We start from the raw sequence: 20,361 nt of genomic DNA, 5'->3' as shown, positions 1-20,361 counted from the left end.
GAAGGTGAGGCGGCGTGGCCCCTCACCCCAGCCCTCTGCCCCGTGCACAAATTTGTAAACGGGGGAGAGGGAGTAGCGTTACTTTTTAACCGAAGCGACCGGTGATGTAATCCTCGGTCTGCTTCTTGCCTGGCTTGGTGAAGATCTGTTCGGTGCGGTCGAACTCGATCAACTCACCCAGATACATGAACGCGGTGAGGTCCGAGCAACGGGCCGCCTGCTGCATGTTGTGGGTGACGATGACGATGGTGTACTCGCTCTTGAGTTCTTCCACCAGCTGCTCGATGCGGCCGGTGGCGATCGGGTCGAGCGCCGAGGTCGGCTCGTCGAGCAGAAGCACCTCCGGCTTCAGCGCGATGCCGCGGGCAATGCACAGGCGCTGCTGCTGACCACCGGATAGGCCGAGCGCGCTCTGCTTGAGCTTGTCCTTCACTTCGTCCCACAAGGCCGCGCTGCGCAGCGCCTGCTCGACACGGATATCCATGTCGGCGCGCGAGAGCTTCTCGTGGTGGCGAATGCCGTAGGCCACGTTCTCGAAAATGGTCATCGGGAACGGCACCGGCTTCTGGAACACCATGCCGACCTTGCTGCGCAGGCGGTTCATGGAATAGCGCGAATCGAGGATGTTCTCGTCGTCCAGGATGATCTCGCCCTTGGCTTCCAGCTTGGGGTAGATCGCGTAAATGCGGTTGAAGATGCGCAACAGAGTGGACTTGCCGCAGCCGGACGGGCCGATGATGGCCGTCACCTTCTTCTCCGGGATGTCCATGTTGATGCCTTTCAGCGCATGGTATCCGTTGTAGTAGAAGTGCAGGTCGCGCACCTTCAGCTTGGTGGGCGCGATGGGTGCAGGCGTGGCCGCGGACTGCGGGTGGATGCCGGCGGCAGCGGACTCAGTCATGTGACACCTTGGAACGGGAAAGGACCAGACGGGAAGCAAGGCTCAGCAACAGCACGAACATGGTCAGTACGAAGGCACCAGCCCATGCGATCGCATGCAAGCCTTCGCCCGGATCGTTGGCGTACTGGTAAATCATCTGCGGCAGGCTGGACATCTTGTCCGACGGATTGAACGTCATGTAGTTGTTGCCGAACGCCGTGAACAGCAGCGGGGCGGTTTCACCGCTGATGCGGGCCAGCGCCAGCAGCACACCGGTGATGATGCCCGAGCGCGCGGCGCGGATCAGGATCTGCGTGGTCAGCTTCCACTGCGGAATGCCCAGCGACAGCGAGGCTTCGCGCAGTGTGGAGGGCACCAGACGCAGCATTTCGTCCGAGGTGCGCACGATCACCGGCAGGGCGATCAGCGCCAGCGCCACACCGCCGGCCCAGCCGGAGAAGGTGGTGGAGCCGTTAGTCAACGATGTACTCGGCAACACCACGATGGTGTAGACGAACAGGCCGAGCACGATCGATGGCGCCGACAGCAGGATGTCGTTGAGGAAGCGGATCGATTCGCCCAGCTTGGTGCCATTGGCGTACTCCGCCAACCATGTACCGGCCAGCACGCCGATGGGCGTGGCGATAAGGATGCCGATGAGGTCGATGACGAAGCTGCCGACCATGGCGTTGGCCAGGCCGCCATCCTCGCCGTAGGCCGTGATCTTGGTGAATAGCTGCGGCTTGAGGGCGCTCACGCCCTGGCGCAGTGTTTCCCACAGAATCCACGCGAGAAAGATCAGTCCGATCAGTGTGGCCAGCACGCTAAGCGTCAGCGCCACGATATTCTTGATGCGGCGCTTGGTATAAATGAACGAGCTGGAGGCCATCAGCGGCCCTCCTTATGGGCGAGCTGGCGCAGCATCCAGCGGGCGATCAGCAGCACGATGAAGGTCACCACGAACAGCAGGAAGGCCAGCGCCATCAGCGTCGACTTCTGCAGGCCGGCGGCCTCGCTGAACTGGTTGGCGATGGTGGAGGCGATAGACGCACCCGGATCGAGAATCGACGCCGACAACTGCATCGCATTGCCGAGCACGAACGTCACGGCCATCGTCTCGCCCAGCGCGCGGCCAAGGCCGAGGAAAATGCCACCGATCACTGCCGAGCGCGTGTAGGGCAGCACGATGTCCCAGGACACTTCCCAGGTGCTTGAGCCCAGCGCATAGGCTGATTCCTTCAAGCGCGAGGGCACCGTCTGGAACACTTCGCGCATCACGGAAGAGATAAACGGGATGATCATGATCGCGAGCACGATGCCTGCGGTCAGGATGCTGGCGCCGAATGGATAGTCGCTACCGAACAGCTTGCCAATGAAGGTGTGCTGGGCCACCCATGACAACTTGCCGTCGTCCGGCTTATTGCCCAGATAGTTGGTCAGCCAGGGCTTGATGTGATCGGCGAAGAAGGGCGCAAAGATGAAAAGGCCCCACATGCCGTAGATGATCGAAGGAATACCGGCCAGCAGTTCGATGGCCGAGGCCACTGGCGTGCGCAGCCACGGCGGTGCCACCTCGGAAAGATAGAGCGCAACACCGAAGCTGATCGGCACGGCGATGACCAGAGCGATCAGCGAGGTCATGAGGGTGCCGTACACCGGCACGAGTGCGCCGTAGGTATCGGAGCCCGGATCCCAGGCATCGCTGACGAGGAAATGCCAGCCGAAGGTGCCGAAGGCGTGTCGACCGCCCCATAGCGTGGCGCCCGCAGCGCCAAGAAGGCAGGCGAGCACCAGCAGGGCGCAGCCCATAAGGAGCCAGCTGAACAGGCGGTCGTGCCGGGCGTCGCGGTGTGCGCGCTCTTCCTGGGTCGCGATGGCGGCAACGGCGCCTACATTGGCTTGCATGTGCGGAGGATTCCTCGGCATTCAGACCGGACGGTTGCAGGCCGCGCGGTCCATGGACGATGCGCCAGTTCCGGGCGCCTTTCAACAACAGGCCGCCCGAGGTTAGTCGGGCGGCCGTTGTCGTACGGTCAAGCCATCAGGTTAAGCCTTGCCGGTTGCTGTTGCGTGACCGGCGAGACGATTACCTTAGTGCTTGTACTCGGTGCTCCAGTAAGCCTCGATCTTCTTGACCAAGGTGTCCGGCAGCGCGACGTAGTCGAGCGAGGCAGCGTCCTTCTGGCCGCTCTCGAGCGCCCACTTGAAGAACTCGAAAGCCACCTTGGTGTGCTCGGCGTTCTTCGGCTGCTTGTACATGACGACCCAGGTGGTCGCGGTGATCGGCCACGCCTGCGCACCGGAGGCGTTGGTCATGATCACGTTGAAGTCCTTGGCGCTGCCCCAGTCGGCCGTAGCGGCGGCGGCGGCGAAGGCTTCAGCGCTCGGCGCCACAACCTGGCCGGCAGCGTTCTTCAGGTTCACCCAGCTGATCTTGTTCTTCACGGCATAGGCGTACTCGACGTAGCCGATAGAACCGACAATCTGCTTGACGTACTGCGACACGCCTTCGTTGCCCTTGCCACCCACGCCGGTCGGCCACTCGACGGCCGTGCCGAACTTGACCTTGGCGGCCCAATCAGGGCTGACCTTGGAAAGGTAGTTGGTGAAGTTGAACGAGGTGCCCGAACCGTCCGAGCGATGCACGACGGTGATCTTCTTGGCCGGCAGATTCACGCCAGCGTTTGCCGCGGCGATGCGCGGGTCGTTCCACATGGTGATCTTGCCGAGGAAGATGTCGGCGAGGGTGGCGCCGTCCAGCTTGACCTGGCCAGCTTCCACGCCCGGGATGTTCACCACCGGCACGATGCCGCCCACCACGACCGGGAACTGGCCCAGGCCGAACTGCGCGAGATCTTCAGCCTTCACCGGTGCATCGGTGGCGCCGAAGTCGATGGTGCCTTCCTTGATCTGCGCCACGCCGGCGCCCGAGCCGACGGACTGGTAGTTGAGCTTGTTGCCAGTTTTCTCGGCGTAGCCCGCGGACCACTTCGAGAGAACCGGGTAGACGAAGCTCGAGCCGGCGCCGGTGATGTCGGTGGCCTGTGCGGCCATAGTGAACAGCGACGCCGTCGCGAACACAGCGGCCGTGCCGATGCGAGTCAGAGATTTTGTTGAGATCAACACGGTAGCTCCAGTAAGGGTCACGGAGGGATTCCGCCCGCCGTTATTTCATGCGCGCCGTGTTGCAATGAAATGAGTTCAATGTTTCAGCGATATGACAGTTTGCAGATGACTGTCATAGCATGCTGATAAAAAAGGAATTAAATCGCACGGCCCAAACTGACGCGGAGCCACACCGCGTCTTTACATGGACTCAACGCCGATCTGGTCGCGCTCGAATTCTTCCAAACGGCGCCAGCGGTTGATGATGGTGCAGAACAGTTCGGCCGTGCGCTCGGCGTCATAAATAGCGGAGTGCGCCTCGCGCGTATCGAACGCCATGCCGGCGGCTTGCACGGCTTTGCTCAATACCGTCTGGCCAAATGCCAGGCCGCTCAAGGTGGCGGTATCGAAGCAGCTAAAGGGGTGGAACGGATTGCGCTTATGGCCTGTGCGGCGCACCGCTGCATTGAGAAAGCCGAGGTCGAACGCCGCGTTGTGGCCCACCAGAACGGCGCGCTGGCAATCCATGTCGCGCATCGCGTCGCGGATGGGCTTGAACACGTGGTCCAGCGCCAGGCGCTCGTCGAGCGCGCCGCGTAGCGGGTTGTCCGGGTCGATGCCGGTGATTTCCAGGGCCCGAGGGTCGATATTGGCGCCAGGGAAGGGATGTACGTGAGCAGCAACGGCTGGCATGGGCTGCAGGTAGCCCTCGGGCGTCATGCGCAATATGACGGCGGCAATTTCCAGCAGTGCGTCCCGTTCCGAATCGAAGCCGCCTGTTTCAACGTCCACGATGACCGGCAGAAAGCCCCGGAAGCGCTCGGCCATGCGGCCGGCCATGCTGTTGTTGAGGTTATCCATGCCTTCAAGCATACCAGCCAAGGCCACCGGGCCCGCCTCTACTGACTTGTAAGGAAGTCATTTCCGTACGCGTGCGAACGCATGTCTTCGTTTTGTCACATAACGTCCATCTAACGGTAAAGCCGCGAGCCCATCCTCCGCACCGATTGTGCTTGGACAGCCGGAGATCGAAGGGGATCAAAGGGGGCGGTCCAGGTGGTTCTTACCTACATGCGGAGAATATCCATGCGTTCCAAGTTGCTCGCGGTGGCGATTGCTGCCGGTTTGGGCGTTACCAGCATCCACGTCATGGCCGACCCGGCCCCGGCGTCGTCCTCGAAGACCAGCACCTCGCAGTCGACGCAGGCCGCGGAGATCGAAGCGCTGAAGGCCCAGTTGCAGGCCCTGCAGGCGAAGGTCGTCGAACTGGAGCAGCGCACGGATGCGCAGTCTGACATCAACGTGTCGACCGGCCAGGCCGTGGAGACCGTGCAGAAGCAGGTCGCTGCCACCGATGCACAGGTGAAGAAGTCGGGCGACAAGCTGTCCTACAAGGGCGTGAACATCACGCTGGGCGGCTTCCTCGCAGCTGAATCGGTCTACCGTTCGGCTCAGGAAGGCGCGGACATCGCCTCGAACTACAGCGCGATTCCGTACAAGAACGTGCAGACCGCGCACATGAACGAGTTCCGCATGAGCGCTCGCCAGAGCCGCCTGTCGGCCCTCGTGCAGGGTGACGTGAGCCCGGATACGCACCTGGCCGGTTACATCGAAATGGACTTCCTGGGCGGCGCCCAGACCGCGAACTCGAACGAGTCCAACTCGTTCAACCCGCGCATGCGCAACGTCTACATGACGGCCGATTGGGACACCTCGGGCCTGCACCTGTTGGCCGGTCAGAACTGGTCGCTGCTGACGCTCAGCAGCAAGGGCATGCTGCCGCGTAACGAACTGACCCCGCCGCAGATCGACGCACAGTACATCCCGGGCTTCACCTGGGCGCGTCAGGACCAGATCCGCTTGGTCAAGGATTGGGACAAGACCTACTGGCTCGGTATCTCGCTCGAGAACCCGCAGACCACGTTCTACAGCAGCCCGAACCTGGCCAAGGCACCGGTCCAGCAGACGGCTTACAACATCACCGCGGGTTCGGGTTTCGACTCGGCTAACACGCTGTCGCTGAACCACATCCCCGACGTCATCGTGAAGTTTGCTGCTGACCCGGGCTATGGCCATTACGAAGTGTTCGGCGTGGGCCGTGCCTTCTACAACCGCTACGCCATCAATGGTTCGTACCAGAACCACGACACGTGGGGCGGTGGTTGGGGCCTCGGCGTGGTCCTGCCGCTTATCGACAAGACCCTGGACTGGCAGTTCTCCGGCATGGACGGCAAGGGCATCGGCCGCTACGGCAGCGCACAGCTTTCCGACGTGACCTTCAGCCCGAACGGCAACATTGCCCCGATCAAGGAAAACATGCTCCTGACGGGTCTGACCTGGCACGCCAACTCCGATGTGGACGTCTATCTCTTCGGTGGTCGCGAACAGGCCAGCAAGAAGGACTTCAACAACGGCACCACGGCCCTCGGCTACGGCAACCCGGCGTACAACAACAGCGGCTGCGACATCGCTGGCAACACCAACTGCGTGGGCAACGCCCGCGAGATCTGGCAGGGCACCGCCGGCTTCTGGTGGAAGTTCTACCAGGGCAAGTTCGGCAAGATGCAGTTCGGTGCGCAGTACTCGTATACGCAGAAGGAAGCGTTCCCGGGTCAGGGCTTCATCAACGGCGTCAGCGGTCCGGTCGGCAATGGTCTCGCTTCGCCGAAGGCCACGGAGAACATGTTCTTCACCTCCTTCCGCTACTACCCGTTCTAATCGGATCGGCGGTACGGCTATCGCAAGGGAGTTCGACCCAAGGACGGAAAAACGGCGGGCATTGCCCGCCGTTTTGCTTTTTTATTCGCAGCGTTTTTTGCGCAATGTTCGCCTCGAACATGAATGCGCGCTGGCATATTTCTGAAGATGCGTGATTGATCTCGCGCAAAGTCTTGCGGCTGTCATGTGATTTCCGATACCTTCGATCCCATGACTTCGCGTCTCCTCCACTCCCGCTTCGCCATGTTCCTGGCGTGCCTGTTCGGCCTGCTTCTGCTGGTCGGCACGCCCGTGCGTCCGGTGAAGTTCTCGTCCGCAGTGTCGGGCGACAAGGCGGTGGCTGCGATGGTCGTGGTTGACGACGTTGCCGACACGGCGGCGGACGACAACACCACCAAGTCCTCTTTCGAAGACACCACGAACGGCGGTATGGATGACATTCTCCATCCGTTCGACGTGGCTTATCTGTGGGCGCCCATGCTCACCCAGGCTCCTATTTCGGTCAGCTACGACCTGAGCCTGCACACCCCTGCGCCCCAACTGCGCCCGCCAGAAGCCGTCTAACAGCGCTGCCGCTGATGCGGCAAGCGTTTCTGTGCGCGCACGCCTTGTCGGTCTGCCGCGCTTGATGGCTCCCTCAGTAAACTGATTCCGCGCATGCGGTGCGCTTCGTGCGTCCGCGCGTGGTTTGGGCCATCTGTTCCTTCTTCATCCCCAACGCCCAGTGCATGGCGCGCGTCGCGCCGTGGGCGTCATCTCGAATTTTGTCTGGAGTATTCGCATGAAGCGTCTGATCGAAGGTTTCGAACAATTCCGTAATGAAGTTTTCCCGGCCCAGCGCGAAGTGTTCCGCAAGTTGGCTGCGGGACAGAGCCCCAGCACCATGTTCATCACTTGCGCCGACTCGCGCGTGATGCCGGAGTTGATGTTTTCCGCCCAGCCGGGCGAGCTGTTCGTGTATCGCAATATCGGCAATATCGTGCCGCCGTATGCGCAGCACGTGAGCGGTGTGGTGGCGGCGATCGAGTACGCGGTGAAGGTGCTCAAGGTCAAGCACATTGTGATCTGCGGCCATTCCGACTGCGGTGCGATGAAGGCGCTGCAACACCCCGAGCTGGTGCATGACATGCCGTCGGTGGCGGCGTGGATGATGCATGCCGATGTCGCGCGCTACGTCGTCCAACAGAACGGCCCGGGCCTGCACGGTTCGGAAGGATTGCGTCGCCTTACCGAAGAAAACGTGGTGGGGCAGTTGGAAAATCTACGGACGCTGCCCACTGTCGCCGCGGCGCTGGCGAGTGGCCAGCTGCGCATCCACGGTTGGGTATATGACATCGAACACGCGGGATTGAAAGCGTTTGATGCGCAGCACGGTCGTTTCGTGCAGATCGAATCTGGCAGCGATGACATGCCGGAAGCGACGCCCCATGCGCGGTTCTCCATGCCTACCGCGTCGGCTGCCTGAGGATCGCCGTCGTGATAAGCAACTACTTTAAGCAGGGACTGTTCGGGCGTGACCTGCTCGGTTCCATCGTGGTGTTCCTGGTGGCGTTGCCCTTGTGTATGGGCATCGCCATCGCCTCGGGCATGCCGCCGGCGACGGGCCTGATCACGGGCATCGTGGGTGGCTTGGTGGTGGGCATGTTCGCCGGCTCGCCGCTGCAGGTCAGCGGCCCCGCGGCGGGCCTCGCCGTACTGGTGTTCGAACTGGTGCGCGAGCATGGCGTGATGGCGCTGGGTCCGGTCGTGCTATTGGCCGGTCTGATCCAGGTCGCTGCCGGCCTGTGTCGCGTAGGCGTGTGGTTCCGCATGTGTTCGCCGGCTGTCGTGGCGGGCATGTTGTCGGGCATTGGCGTGCTGATCGTCGCCTCGCAGTTGCACGTGCTGATGGATGCTTTGCCGAAGGCGCGTGGTCTTGAGAACTTCGCTGCGCTCCCCGGTGCAGTGATCGATGCGGTGCAGGGCGATGCGGGAAGCATGACGGCGCTGGCCGTGGGTGTGGGCACGATTGCCATCATGCTCGGCTGGGAAAAGCTGCGTCCGGCAAAGCTGCGTTTTGTACCGGGCGCGTTGCTTGCGGTGATCGCGGTGACGGCGGTGGTGCAGTTCGCCGGTTTGTCGGTGAAGACGGTGGACGTGCCGTCCAACCTGCTGTCCGCCGTGTCGTTGCCAACCTTTACCAGCATGGCTGGGCTACTCGAGCCGTCGCTGATGATCGCGGCACTGACGTTCGCCTTCATCGCTAGCGCTGAAACGCTGCTGTCCGCCGCTGCGGTGGATCGCATGCACGATGGTGTGCGCACCAAGTACGACCGCGAGCTGACGGCGCAGGGCGTCGGCAACATGATCTGCGGCTTGTTCGGCGCCTTGCCGATGACCGGCGTGATCGTGCGCAGCGCGGCCAACGTGCAGGCCGGTTCGGCCACGCGCATGGCGACAATCATGCACGGCGGTTGGTTGCTGGTGTTCGCGTCGTTGCTGCCGTGGCTGATGCGCATGACGCCGGTGGCGTGCCTGGCGGGCATCCTGGTGTTCACCGGTATCAAGATGGTGAACTTCAAGCAGGTGAAGGCGCTTGCGCAGTACGGCAAGGGCACGGCGTGGATCTACGTGGCCACCACTGCGGCGATTGTGGCGACCGACCTGCTGGCGGGTGTTCTGATCGGCTTTGCCTTGTCGCTGTTCCGCCTGGCGTTGCACTCGTCGCGTCTGAAGGTGGGCTTGGATCATCACGAAGAACCGGGTACCGCTTCGCTGCGATTGGAAGGCTCCGCGACGTTCCTGCGCGTTCCGTCTGTGGCACGTACGCTGGAACGCGTGCCGCCGAATACGCGCGTGCAGTTGGATGTGGGTGGTCTCCATCACGTCGACCAGGCGTGTCTGGAATTGCTGCGCGAATGGGGTAGAAATGCCTCGGCGCGCGGCTGTGAGCTGGTGGTGGACTGGCAGCAGCTCAACCAGCGCGTGGAAGGCGTGCGACGAGCGGCATAGGGCCGCTCGTCTTGAAAAGGAGCCTCTTGTGCCTCCCCTCCCTCTCCTCATGAGGGGCTCCTTAGATCCCCGGGCGGTCGTGACGGCGTAGGTACCGTCGCGTCAGCGGGCCTGGGACGTGCTGTCGGCCACTGTACTGGCGGTGGTCGGCAGCTGGGCTGAGTCCCAGCCACCACCGAGTGCACGGATCAAATCCACACTCGCCTGCAAGCGCCTTGTGCGCACCTGTTCCGCACTGCGCTCGGCCTGCAAAGCCGCTGTCTGCGCAGTCACGACGTCGAGATAGTTCACCGCACCTTCGCGATAGCGATTGGTGGAGATCGTCTGCGAGTCGCGGGCGGCGCTCGCTGCATCATCCTCTTGATGCGCTTCCTTGCCGAGCTGCTGGAGCAGGGTGAGGTTGTCTTCCACCTGCTGGAACGCGTTCAGTACGGTGCCGCGATACAGCCCGGCGGATGCATCCAGATTGGCTTGCGCGGCTTGCACCTTGGAGCGACGCAGACCACCGTCGAATAGTGTCATGGCCAGATCGGGCCCCAGCGCCCAGTAACGATTGCCGGCGCTCAAAAGGTTACCCATGCCGGTGTCCTGAAAGCCGAACATGGCGGAAAGACTCAAGCGCGGGAAAAACGCCGCACGCGCGACGCCGATCTCCGCATTCGCTGCGAACACGCGGCGTTCGGCGGCGGAGATGTCGGGGCGGCGTTCCAGCAATTGCGACGGTACGCCCAGCGGAATCGCCGGTACGTTCATTGGCGTGTTGTCGAGCGACAGCGAGAAGCGCGAGGCAGATTCACCCACCAGTGTGGCAATGGCGTGTTCGGTTAGCGCGCGCTGGGCGACCACTTCGGATACCTGTGCCTGTGCGTCGGACAGCTGCGTCTTTGCGCGACTGACATCGAGGCCTGAGGCAACGCCGCCCTGGAATCGTCGCTCGGTCAGGTCCAGACCTTGCTGGTAGGCATCCAGCGTGTCCTTGAGGATACGCTCCTGCACGTCGTAGCCTCGAAGGGCGACATAGAGGTCAGCGAGCTGCGCCTCTAGGCTAAGCTTCACCGACGCGAGATCGGCCTGCGCAGCCGTGGCATTGGCGTTACCTGCGGCGACTTCATTGCGCACGCGTCCCCACAGATCGATCTCGTAGCCCAGCCCAAACCCGAACGTGTTGGCACTGTATTCGTTCGGCTGGTTACTGCCGCGTAGTGGGCGATTGTTCGACTGGCGGTTGCGCGAGTCAGCGGCATCGACGCCCAGCGTTGGATACATGTCCGAGCGAGCTTCACCGAGCAGTGCACGCGCGGCATCGTAACGTGCGAGTGCAACCGCAAGGCTCGGATTGGATGTATCGAGCTGGTTCTCCAGCTTGTCGAGCCCAGGATTCGCATACACCGACCACCAGGGACCGCGCGACGCGGTGTCGGCCGGATGTGCCGGAGACCACAGGCCTTCCGCCGTCTGACCAGCGTAGCTATCGGGCACCGGGCCGACGTCAGGCTTCTTGTACGTAGGCGCTAACGAGCACGCTGGCAGCACAGCGACCAGAGCCAATGGCAGGAGTCGACGGAGAAAGGGCAGGTTGAGTGTCATGCGGTCACTCCGGTTTGGCGGCGCCATCGGCATCCGCGCGTGCGATCTGTACCACGTCGCCCTGCATCACCGAATCGGACGGGTGATTGATCACGCGGTCGCCGGGCTGCAGGCCCTTGTCGATGCGCAGGCGGTCGCCCAGGTCCGTCGCGATATGCACGTCACGCAGCACCACCTTGTTGTCGGCGCCGACCACGGCAACCTGCGGACCCTGCGCGCGGAAGATCAGCGTGGTGGCGGGCACCGTCATCGTGTGACTGTTGGCCGCCATCGGCAGATGCACTTCCGCATACGCGCCAGGCAGCAGCGCGCCCTTGGGGTTGTCTACTTCGAACTGCGCCAGCAGCGAGCCGGAAACCTGGTTCACCGCGCCGGAATTACCGATCAGGCGGCCGGTGAACTGTTCGCCCGGATGGTCGGGCACATCGAGCTGCACGCTCATGTCGGGCTTAATCGAGTCGGCGTAACCCTGCGGCACCTGCACGTACAAGCGCATACGGGTGGTGTCGGACACGGTGAATAGCGATGGTGAGCTTTCGCTGTTGGCGCTGATCAGATCACCGATGTCGGTATTGCGCGCCGTCACCGTACCGGCGAATGGCGCGGTGATGTGTTTGAACGCTTCCAGCGCCGCGATGCGATCGACATCGGCTTGCGCGCCGAGCACGTTGGCTTGCGCGGCCTCCGCTTCGCCAGCCTTCTCATCGGCCTCCTGCTTGGAGACGGAGTTGGAGGTGAGCAGGTTTTTCCAGCGCTTGTCGGTGAGCACGGCAAGGCGAGCATTGGCCTGCGCACGGGCGAGATTCGCCTTGGCCTGCTCGAACTGCTGGTCCAGCTCCGGCGTATCGATTTCGGCCAGCGACTGGCCTGCCGCCACTTGGCTGCCGATATCGCTGCTCCAGCTCTTGAGGTAACCGCTGACGCGTGCGTGGATGGGCGCGCTGATCCAGGCGTCCAGATGGCCGGGCAGCGTCATCGCCTGACCGTTGCCGCCGCCTTCGGCGGTTACCAGCTGGACGGTGGGTGTGATCTGTGCGTCGGTCCACTTCACTACGCGGTGGTAGTCGTAGGCACGTACCGAGATGCCGGCGATAGTGGCCAACACGGCCACGGCCAGACCGATACGCACCGCGCGCCCGAGCTTCGGCGTTCGCGCAGGCGTTGCAATGGTGGCGTCATGCGACATGGACGGGTTCTCCAAGAGCGGAATCGGATTGGGTTTGCGCTTGCTCGCGGCCATGCACGATGCTGAAAATCACCGGCACGAAGAGCAGGGTGGCGAAAGTGGCGAACAGCAGGCCGCCGATGACGGCACGACCTAGCGGCGAGTTCTGTTCCTGCGTCATGGCCATCGGCATCATGCCGATGATCATGGCGAGCGCGGTCATGCAGACCGGACGGAAGCGGGTGAAACCGGCTTCCAACGCGGCCTTCACCGCGTCGCCGTGTTCGGCGAGGCGTTCGCGGCAGAAGCTGACGACCAGGATGGAGTTGGCGGTGGCGACACCCATGCACATGATTGCGCCGGTCAACGCAGGCACAGATAGCGTGGTGTGCGAAAGGAACAGTATCCACACGATGCCGGCGAGCGCGGCGGGTAGGGCGGTGATGATCACGAACGGATCGAGCCACGACTGGAAGTTCACCACGATCAGCAGGTAGATCAGCACGATTGCACCGACCAGACCGAAGATCAGGCCGCTGAAGGCGTCGTTCATGGTACCGGCCTGGCCGTGCAGGCTGACCAGCGTGCCCTTTGGACGCGTAGCGGCGAACTGGTTGAGCACCTTCTGCACGTCGTTGGCGACTGCACCAAGGTCACGATCCTGTACCGATGCGTAGATGTCGAACGACGGCATGATGTTGTAGTGCGATACCACCGCAGCACTCGGCACACGCGTGAAGGTGGCAAGGCCGCCCAACACCTGGCTCGCGCCGGCGCCTGCGGGCGTGACGGGCAGCCCGGCGAGATCAGCCATGGTGTCCATCTTGTACTGCGGCGTTGCGGCGACGATGGGATACGACACGCCGTTCTTCGGATTGAGCCAGAACGTCGGCGCCACCTGCGAACTACCCGCCAGTGAAGCCACCATGGTGTTGGTGACGTCGCGCTCGGTCACGCCGAGCATGTCGGCGCGCGTGCGGTTCACCGTCACGTTGAGCTGCGGATAACTGGTGCTCTGCTGCAGGCGGACATCCGCGATGCCGGGCACTTGGCGCAAGTGCTTCATGATCTCGGTGGCATAGGTCTCATTGGCCTTCAGGTCGCGGCCGGAGATGGTGACGTCCAGCGGCGCCGGCGCACCGAAGTTGAGGATCTGCGAGCTCATGTCCGCGGGAAGGAAGGCGAACTCGGTGCCGGGGAATTCGCGCGGAAGTTGCGCGCGAAGTTCGCGCACGAACTCAGCCGTCGGTGCGTGGTTCTCCTTCAGCTCGACCTGGATATCGCCATCCTGTGGGCCGATCGTGCCGCTGGAGTTGTAGACCATGTTTACGCCGGACAACGGCAGACCAATGTTGTCGATGACCGTATCCAACTGGTCGGGCGGAACGACCTTGCGGATGGCCGCTTCGATGCGGTCGAACTCGGCGGCCGTCTCTTCCACGCGGGTACCCATGGGGGCGCGCACATGCAAGGCGATGGCGCCAGCATCCACGTCGGGGAAGAAGTCGCGGCCAAGGAGCGGAACCAGTGCGAACGAAGCCAGCACGAAGGCCATGAAGCCAATGATGAAGCGCTTGCGGTGGGTAAGTGCCACGGTCAGCGTTGCATGATAGACGTCGCGCACCTGGGCAAAGCGATGTTCGAAACGCTGCTGAAACTTGACCAGCGCGCCCAGGAAAGCGCTGCGCTTGCGCGACGCTGGCTGATCACCCTCGTGATGGTTGAGGTACTCGTCCTCCGGATGATCGCCTTCACCCTTTTCGGTGTGGTGGGGCTTGAGCAAGTACATCGCCAGCGTCGGCACCAGCGTGCGCGACAGGACGAAGGACGACACCATCGCGAAGATCACCGCCAGCGCCATCGGACGGAACAGGAAGCCGGCGATGCCGTCGAGCATGAACATCGGCACGAACACGATGCAGATGCAGAGCAGGGAGACGAAGGCCGGCGTCACGATCTGTTTCGCGCCATCCATGATCGCGTCATGGACGCTCTTACCCTGCTCGAGATGCCAGTTGATGTTTTCGATGGTTACCGTGGCATCGTCCACCAGGATACCCACGGCCAGCGCCAGGCCGCCTAGCGTCATCACGTTGAGTGTCTGGCCGGTGGCTGACAGCAGCGCGATGGCAGAGAGGATGGCGAGAGGAATCGATACGGCGATGATCACCGTCGAACGCCAGCTGCCGAGGAAGATCAGGATCATCACCGAGGTCAGCAACGCGGCGATGATGCCTTCGCGTGCCACTGAGGAAATGGCCGCCTTCACGAAGGTCGACTGATCGCTCAGTAGCGTCACCTTGAGGCTGTCCGGCAGCGTTTCGCGCACCAGCGGCATGAGTGCCTTGATGCCCGACACCACGGAAAGCGTCGAGGCGTCGCCAACCTTCAGTGCCGGCATCAGCACCGCGCGCTTGCCATCCACGCGTACGATATTTGTCTGCGGAGCCGCGCCGTCGCGCACGTGGGCCACGTCGCCAATGGTAATAGTGGCGCCATGCACGGTTTTCACCGGCAGCTGATTCAACTCGCTGATGGCTTCGGGGCTGTTGTTGAGCTGCACGTGGTATTCGTACGTGCCGATCTTGGCCGTGCCCACGGGGATGATCTGGTTTTGCTCAGCCAACGCGTTGCTCACGTCCTGCGCGGAGAGGCCATCTGCGGCCAGCGCACGCGGGTCAAGGTCCAGCGTGACTTGGCGCGCGGCACCACCATAGGGCGTCGGCACGGCTACGCCGGGCACGGATGTGAGCATCGGGCGCATCACGTTGAGGCCCTGGTCGAGGATCTTGGCCTCGGACATGCTCTTGCTCGACAGCGCCATCTGCAGGATGGGTACGGTCGAGGCGTTGTAGTTGAGGATCAGCGGCGGCGTGATGCCCGGCGGCATCTGCTTGAGCACCGTCTGCGAGATCGAGGTGACCTGCGCCGTCGCGGTGCGGATATCCACGCCCGGCTGGAAGAAGATCTTCACGATGCCCATGCCGGGCAGCGACTGCGACTCGATGTGCTCGATGTTGTTGACCGATGTGCTGAGCTGGCGTTCGTAGTAGTAAACGACGCGGCCTGACATCTGGTCGGGCGGCAGGCCGTTATAGCTCCACACCACGCTGATCACCGGAATGCCGATGTTCGGGAAGATGTCGGTGGGCGTGCGGAACGCCGCCAGTGGGCCAGCAATGAGGATGAGCACCGCCAGCACGATGAACGTGAGCGGGCGTGACAGGGCGATTCGGACAAGGCCAAGCATGGGACGGTTCCAACGTTGCACCAGCGCTCGGGGCGCCGTGGCGTGACGGTGAGGCTGTCACGGCATGGAAAGAAGGGGCGGGAAGCCCGTCAGCGAGGTGGTGCGGAGCAGATCCTGTGAAGCGGCATGGTGTGTCTCGCAGCGGAATAGGGGCAGGAAGCCCCGACGCTCGGCATGATCGCAGCGCAATCTTGTGGAAACCTTTTGGGTGGCTGAAGGTTGGCTGTTCGACGGAATGGCGACGCCAAGTGCCTGAAATGAAAGGTTCGCGCAGGGCGTGAGATGACGCGGGGCGCCGGTCGCCACGTGGCGTTGGCCCGGAAAAAGCGCGTGGGAAAGCTTTGAAGCTTTAGTGCAGCTGGCAGGCCATGCGGATGCGCACGAGCAGACCACGGCCCAGTGGCGATTCCAGCAGCTCGATGGATGCATCGTGCAGTTCGATGGCTCGCTGCACGATGCTCAGGCCCAGGCCGTAGCCACGGGTGGCGCTTTCCACTTCGCGGTGAAAACGCTGGAACACGGCTTGGCGCCTGTCCTCGGGGATGCCCGGGCCGTTGTCGCAGATGTCGATGATGGCTTGCCCGCTTTCTCGGCGGATGGAAACGTCGACCTGGCCGGCTGCCTCGGTGTAGCGCAAGGCGTTTTCGATCAGGTTGCGGAACATGGCGGTGAGCGCGACTTCGTGGCCAAGCACGACGATCATGTCCTCGTCGTGGGTCAGGCTGACCTCGATGTCTTTCTCGACAATCAGTGGGGCGAGTTCTTCGATCACTTCGGTGGCGATGCGGATAAGGTCCATCGGCGTGCGCTGCTGCGACGCTGCGCCGGCTTCCAGCCGGGCCATGGCCAGGATCTGCTCGATGCGGCGTCCGAGGCGCGCCATGCTCTGCTGGGCATTGCGCACGGTGAACTCCACCTCGGTGGGATCGTTGCTGATCATCGCGCTTTCGAGATGGATCATCGTTGCCGCCAACGGCGTGCGCAGCTCGTGTGCGACATCGGTGGCGAAGCGGTGCTCGCGATCCAGCGCGTCCTCCAGCCTTTCCAATTGTTGGTTGAGCGCGGCGATCAGCGGTTTGATCTCACTAGGCGCGAGTTCGGCGGGCATGGGTTTGCGGCTGCCGGGAGTACGCCGGTCCAGCATTTCCGTGAGCACTGCGACCGGGCGCAGGCCGCGTTTCACCGCCAGACTTACCAGCAAGGCGAGCAGCGGCAGACCGATCAGCAGCGGCAGCGCGTGCTCGATCACCAGACCGCGCGCGATGTCACTGCGGTTGTCGGATCGCTCACCAATACGGATAACCAGATTCGCGCGATTCTGCAGGGTGAAGGTGCGCCATTGCCGCCCTTCGTGCTGAATGTCGCGGAAGCCTCGCTCTTCGACAGTGGGCGGCTGCAGGTCGGCGAAGTTGGAGGTGGCGGCGATCAGGTCGCCCTGCGGATCGTAGGCCTGGAAGCCGACTTCGGGCTCGTAATTGCGTGGATGCACGGACACGACCACGCCGTGACCATGCTTGTCGCCGTTCTGCTGGATGGCCGGCAGGTCGGCATCGCGCAGTGGCACCTGGCCATGGGCGATCAGGGTGCCCAGCGTGCGGCCTGCCTGGGCCAGACGACCGTCCAGCAGCTCGTTCATTTCGCGTAGTTCGCGGCGGTAGCTGATCCAGCCCAAGGGAATGAGCACAGCGACCATCACCGCGATGATCAGCCAGGTTAGGCGAGTACGAAGGCTGGCCGGATGAGGGGTCATTGGGGCTCGCGCGGAATCATGTAGCCGATGCCGCGCACCGTGTGGATCACTTCCGGGCTGAGTTTGCGTCGCAACCAGTGCACCTGCACCTCGATGGCGTTGCGCTCCACGATGGTGTCCAAGCCGTAGACGGAGTTCTCCAGCGCTTCCCTGCGCACGATGCGGCCGGCGCGCTCCATTAGCACGCGGAGCAGGGCGAATTCGCGGCGCGTCAGCGTGACGCGCTCGCCACGGAACTCGACTTCGGCCGTGGCCAGGTTGAGGCGCAGGCCACCCACTTCGACCAGGTTGTCGGCCAGACCCTGGGTACGGCGGGTCAGGGAGCGGATACGTGCTGCCAGTTCACCCAGGTGGAACGGTTTGACCAGATAGTCGTCTGCGCCCAGGTCCAGTCCCCGGATACGCATTTCCAGTGCGTCACGGGCGGTCATCACCAGCACCGGCGTCTTCACGCCCGAGCGTCGGGCTTCGCCCAGCACTTCCAGCCCGTCCTTGCCAGGCAGGCCGAGGTCGAGCAGTACCAAGTCCACGGGGTCGCCGCGCAGGGCCTCCATGGCCTCGCGGCCATCGCGCAGCCAGGTCACCGCATAGGATTGGTGCTCCAGCGCGTGCTTGATCGCGCCGCCCAGTTCGGCATCGTCTTCCACCAGCAGAATATGCATGCCATCACACCCGTGTCGGACTCGGCAATGGCACCACGTTCACCGTGCCAGCCTCCATGATCCGCAATCTACCTTTTGTGGATCTTTTCCCGGCTACGAAGGCGGCCGGGTTTCCAGGGTGTCACGTTGGCAAGTGAGACGGGCCGCGTCAATCCGACAAGGCGAAAAGAAAACGGCGAGCCCGTCGGCCCGCCGTCCTCCTTCCTGTTTCAGCGCCTATGCGCGACGCTGTTGAAAGCGTGAAGGGAATGTATGTTCAGGGCGTCTTGGCGAGCGCGGCCTGCACGATGGCGTCACGTAACTGGGCTTGGTTGAGGGCGACCCCTTGTGACTCATCAATGGCTACCGCCTTGATCGACTGCGGCTTGAGCATCAGGTGGCGCTGCAGCTCCCAGCTGCTTGCCTGCTGCTGGGCGCGTGCATAGTCGTCCGGGGTGCTTCCTACAAACCCGATGACGGCGTAGCCATTGAGGTCGACGGTATAGGTTTCGACGGCGGCTTGCGCCTGACCAACGCAGGCGAGTGCAACTGCAGCCACGACAGCGGTGAGGATGAAGCGCTTCATGGTGGTGCCTCCTGACGGGGAGAGTTCCGGGGGAGGTTTGACCTTAGGCCTGCAGCACCTTTGAAGCTTGATGAACTTGCGCGAAAGGCTGAGGAATTCGTGAGGTTTCCTGCTGCATACCTCGCGCTGTATGCCACTTGTCATGCATTTTTTTGCAAAGTGGTGTCGTCTGACCGCAATACGTCGCTACACGCCGATGACATGGCGTGTTGGACTCATGACGTTCGCTTGTATCGATGCCTCAGTAGTTCACCTGTAGTTGCATGCGAAACAGATCGCCCCTGAGGACTGAATACGGCGATGCCGTGACATTGGTCCGTCGCATGTTGGCGTAGGCCATGGTGATCTCGATGGCATTGGACGGCTGCCACTCGACGCCGAGCTCCGTCTCGTCGACCAGCATGCGCGGGTTGTTGGTGTCGAACTTGGCCGCGCCTCGGTAAGTCTGCCAGCGCAGATCAGGGCAGCCACGTGCCGCTGTGGCGTGTGTCCAGCTTGTACATGGCTTGCACATAACCGCCACGCAGCGAGCGCGTGCGGATGATGCCCTTGCCGAAGTCCAGCTGCGGCCCACGCCCCACCGTCCATTCCGCCTGCAGGCCAAAGGGCTGCGGGTAGTAGATGGCGTGCACGGCAACGCGCTGGTCGAGTGTGCCGTTCTTCGACGATGTATCCACGGGCGTCACGCTGCGCTTGCCCACGGTGATGGGGGCGGGTGTAGCCACTTTGAAGCGTCCCGAGTAGGCATCGGCACCCACTTCGAGATACTGGCCATTGTCGAACTTGAATGGGTAGGTGAGATGCACGATGGCGTGCATCTCACCGTTGCGCTCGGCGCGGTTGGCACCTTGTCCGTTGTAGAGGCCTACGCCAACGACGCCATAGTCGCCCGAGCCTTTGAGGCCCGACTTCACCAGGTATTGGAAGCGGCTGCGGATTTCGCTGGGCGTGTAGTAGAAGAACACGCCCATATCACGTTCGTCACGGATACCCGCATTGAGCGCATCGGCGCGATCGAAGGCGAGGCGGTTCTGGCTGGACTGCAGGTTCTCCCAGCCATAGGGAATCTTGGACTGGCCGGCGCGCACGCGGTACTCGCGTTGCGGATCGAAGTAGATATCCGCATACGCATCGCGCAGCTGCGCGAAATTGGATGTGCTCGAACCGGTCGGCGTGCTGGCGAAATCCGGCTGCAGATAAATCGATACGTTGTCGGCAATGTCGCCGCTGATGACGAGACGCGCCCGACGCAGACCCATGGTTTGGTCGTCGCCGATGAAGCGATCACCCGGCGAGCGGAGCAACGAGGCGTCCTCGCCGATGCCGTGGTTGTAGCGCATCTGCAAGTAGCCGCGCAGTGAGAGATGGTCATACCACTTCTTGCTCGTGGCTTCCGTCTTGGCGGGTGCCGGTGCTGCAGCAAGTGCTGGCGCTACGACGGTCGGCGCTGGTGCTTGCGATGGTGGTGCGGGGTCGGCACCCGTGGCAGTGCCTGGCACCTTCGTCACGGTCGTCTCGTCGACCTGCACGAACTTGCCCAGGCGATCACGGCCGGGGCCGGGCTCGGCAAAAATCTGTTTGGTCTTGCGATCGACGAAGAACTCGATGGCTTCTTCGGCGAATGCTTCGCCTGAGGTCGTTGCGCCCAAGCCCCAAAGCATCGTTGCCAGTGTCTGTTTTTTCATGCC

Annotated in this window: 15 protein-coding genes and 1 pseudogene; 4 read left to right on the top strand and 12 right to left on the bottom strand. The window is 62.8% G+C overall.

Annotation, left to right across the window (positions count from 1 at the left end; translation table 11 throughout):
* Positions 1-85: 85 nt before the first annotated feature.
* From pstB to rnt, 5 genes are all read right to left on the bottom strand, one after another.
* Positions 86-901 carry a phosphate ABC transporter ATP-binding protein PstB gene (gene pstB / locus DYST_RS06105; protein WP_102305076.1) on the bottom strand — a complete coding sequence of 272 codons (816 nt, stop codon included), beginning with the start codon at positions 899-901 and terminating at the stop codon, positions 86-88.
* Complete coding sequence (gene pstA / locus DYST_RS06100) at positions 894-1,769, bottom strand: phosphate ABC transporter permease PstA (protein WP_102305075.1); 876 nt, start codon at positions 1,767-1,769, stop codon at positions 894-896. Before pstA ends, pstB begins: the two co-directional genes overlap by 8 nt.
* Positions 1,769-2,785, bottom strand: coding sequence for a phosphate ABC transporter permease subunit PstC (gene pstC / locus DYST_RS06095; protein WP_102305074.1), 1,017 nt, complete (start codon positions 2,783-2,785; stop codon positions 1,769-1,771). The genes pstA and pstC overlap by 1 nt, the downstream gene beginning before the upstream one ends.
* 186 nt (positions 2,786-2,971) lie before the next feature.
* A complete protein-coding gene (gene pstS / locus DYST_RS06090; RefSeq protein ID WP_428993962.1) occupies positions 2,972-4,006 on the bottom strand; it encodes a phosphate ABC transporter substrate-binding protein PstS in 1,035 nt (344 codons plus the stop codon).
* Positions 4,007-4,186: 180 nt separating this feature from the next.
* Positions 4,187-4,846 (bottom strand): ribonuclease T, encoded by a 660-nt coding sequence (rnt, locus tag DYST_RS06085; RefSeq protein ID WP_102305137.1) that lies wholly within the window; start codon positions 4,844-4,846, stop codon positions 4,187-4,189.
* A 225-nt stretch (positions 4,847-5,071) separates the two neighbouring features.
* Between rnt and DYST_RS06080 the strand changes: the two genes are divergently transcribed.
* From DYST_RS06080 to DYST_RS06065, 4 genes are all read left to right on the top strand, one after another.
* Positions 5,072-6,703, top strand: coding sequence for a hypothetical protein (locus tag DYST_RS06080; RefSeq protein WP_239950736.1), 1,632 nt, complete (start codon positions 5,072-5,074; stop codon positions 6,701-6,703).
* Positions 6,704-6,913: 210 nt separating this feature from the next.
* Positions 6,914-7,267, top strand: coding sequence for a hypothetical protein (locus tag DYST_RS06075; RefSeq protein ID WP_146010600.1), 354 nt, complete (start codon positions 6,914-6,916; stop codon positions 7,265-7,267).
* Positions 7,268-7,484: 217 nt separating this feature from the next.
* A complete protein-coding gene (locus tag DYST_RS06070; protein ID WP_102305071.1) occupies positions 7,485-8,168 on the top strand; it encodes a carbonic anhydrase in 684 nt (227 codons plus the stop codon).
* A 14-nt stretch (positions 8,169-8,182) separates the two neighbouring features.
* Positions 8,183-9,694 carry a SulP family inorganic anion transporter gene (locus tag DYST_RS06065; RefSeq protein ID WP_102305136.1) on the top strand — a complete coding sequence of 504 codons (1,512 nt, stop codon included), beginning with the start codon at positions 8,183-8,185 and terminating at the stop codon, positions 9,692-9,694.
* A 102-nt stretch (positions 9,695-9,796) separates the two neighbouring features.
* On the opposite strand, the gene DYST_RS06060 is transcribed toward DYST_RS06065, so the two are convergent.
* From DYST_RS06060 to DYST_RS06030, 7 genes and pseudogenes are all read right to left on the bottom strand, one after another.
* Positions 9,797-11,281 (bottom strand): efflux transporter outer membrane subunit, encoded by a 1,485-nt coding sequence (locus DYST_RS06060; RefSeq protein WP_239950734.1) that lies wholly within the window; start codon positions 11,279-11,281, stop codon positions 9,797-9,799.
* 4 nt (positions 11,282-11,285) lie between these two features.
* Positions 11,286-12,467, bottom strand: coding sequence for an efflux RND transporter periplasmic adaptor subunit (locus DYST_RS06055; RefSeq protein ID WP_239950732.1), 1,182 nt, complete (start codon positions 12,465-12,467; stop codon positions 11,286-11,288).
* Positions 12,457-15,696, bottom strand: a complete 3,240-nt coding sequence (locus DYST_RS06050; RefSeq protein WP_239950731.1) for an efflux RND transporter permease subunit — start codon at positions 15,694-15,696, stop codon at positions 12,457-12,459. Before DYST_RS06050 ends, DYST_RS06055 begins: the two co-directional genes overlap by 11 nt.
* Positions 15,697-16,045: 349 nt before the next feature.
* A complete protein-coding gene (locus DYST_RS06045; RefSeq protein WP_239950730.1) occupies positions 16,046-17,446 on the bottom strand; it encodes a sensor histidine kinase in 1,401 nt (466 codons plus the stop codon).
* A complete protein-coding gene (locus DYST_RS06040; RefSeq protein ID WP_102305066.1) occupies positions 17,443-18,108 on the bottom strand; it encodes a response regulator in 666 nt (221 codons plus the stop codon). Before DYST_RS06040 ends, DYST_RS06045 begins: the two co-directional genes overlap by 4 nt.
* 256 nt (positions 18,109-18,364) lie before the next feature.
* Positions 18,365-18,673, bottom strand: coding sequence for a hypothetical protein (locus DYST_RS06035; RefSeq protein WP_239950729.1), 309 nt, complete (start codon positions 18,671-18,673; stop codon positions 18,365-18,367).
* Between the two features lie 241 nt (positions 18,674-18,914).
* Positions 18,915-20,358: pseudogene (locus tag DYST_RS06030) on the bottom strand (porin).
* Positions 20,359-20,361 lie beyond the last annotated feature (3 nt).

It is taken from the genome of Dyella terrae, assembly GCF_022394535.1.
In the GTDB taxonomy this organism is placed as follows: domain Bacteria; phylum Pseudomonadota; class Gammaproteobacteria; order Xanthomonadales; family Rhodanobacteraceae; genus Dyella.
The sequence above is the reverse complement of the archived record's forward strand: the minus strand, read 5'-3'. Positions and strand labels throughout refer to the sequence as shown.

Bases quoted from the DNA above. Each gene is read 5' to 3' on its own strand.
- pstB (WP_102305076.1), bottom strand. From the start codon at position 901: ATGACTGAGTCCGCTGCCGCCGGCATCCACCCGCAGTCCGCGGCCACG.
- pstA (WP_102305075.1), bottom strand. From the start codon at position 1,769: ATGGCCTCCAGCTCGTTCATTTATACCAAGCGCCGCATCAAGAATATC.
- pstC (WP_102305074.1), bottom strand. From the start codon at position 2,785: ATGCAAGCCAATGTAGGCGCCGTTGCCGCCATCGCGACCCAGGAAGAG.
- rnt (WP_102305137.1), bottom strand. From the start codon at position 4,846: ATGGATAACCTCAACAACAGCATGGCCGGCCGCATGGCCGAGCGCTTC.
- DYST_RS06080 (WP_239950736.1), top strand. From the start codon at position 5,072: ATGCGTTCCAAGTTGCTCGCGGTGGCGATTGCTGCCGGTTTGGGCGTT.
- DYST_RS06075 (WP_146010600.1), top strand. From the start codon at position 6,914: ATGACTTCGCGTCTCCTCCACTCCCGCTTCGCCATGTTCCTGGCGTGC.
- DYST_RS06070 (WP_102305071.1), top strand. From the start codon at position 7,485: ATGAAGCGTCTGATCGAAGGTTTCGAACAATTCCGTAATGAAGTTTTC.
- DYST_RS06060 (WP_239950734.1), bottom strand. From the start codon at position 11,281: ATGACACTCAACCTGCCCTTTCTCCGTCGACTCCTGCCATTGGCTCTG.
- DYST_RS06055 (WP_239950732.1), bottom strand. From the start codon at position 12,467: ATGTCGCATGACGCCACCATTGCAACGCCTGCGCGAACGCCGAAGCTC.
- DYST_RS06050 (WP_239950731.1), bottom strand. From the start codon at position 15,696: ATGCTTGGCCTTGTCCGAATCGCCCTGTCACGCCCGCTCACGTTCATC.
- DYST_RS06045 (WP_239950730.1), bottom strand. From the start codon at position 17,446: ATGACCCCTCATCCGGCCAGCCTTCGTACTCGCCTAACCTGGCTGATC.
- DYST_RS06040 (WP_102305066.1), bottom strand. From the start codon at position 18,108: ATGCATATTCTGCTGGTGGAAGACGATGCCGAACTGGGCGGCGCGATC.
- DYST_RS06035 (WP_239950729.1), bottom strand. From the start codon at position 18,673: ATGAAGCGCTTCATCCTCACCGCTGTCGTGGCTGCAGTTGCACTCGCC.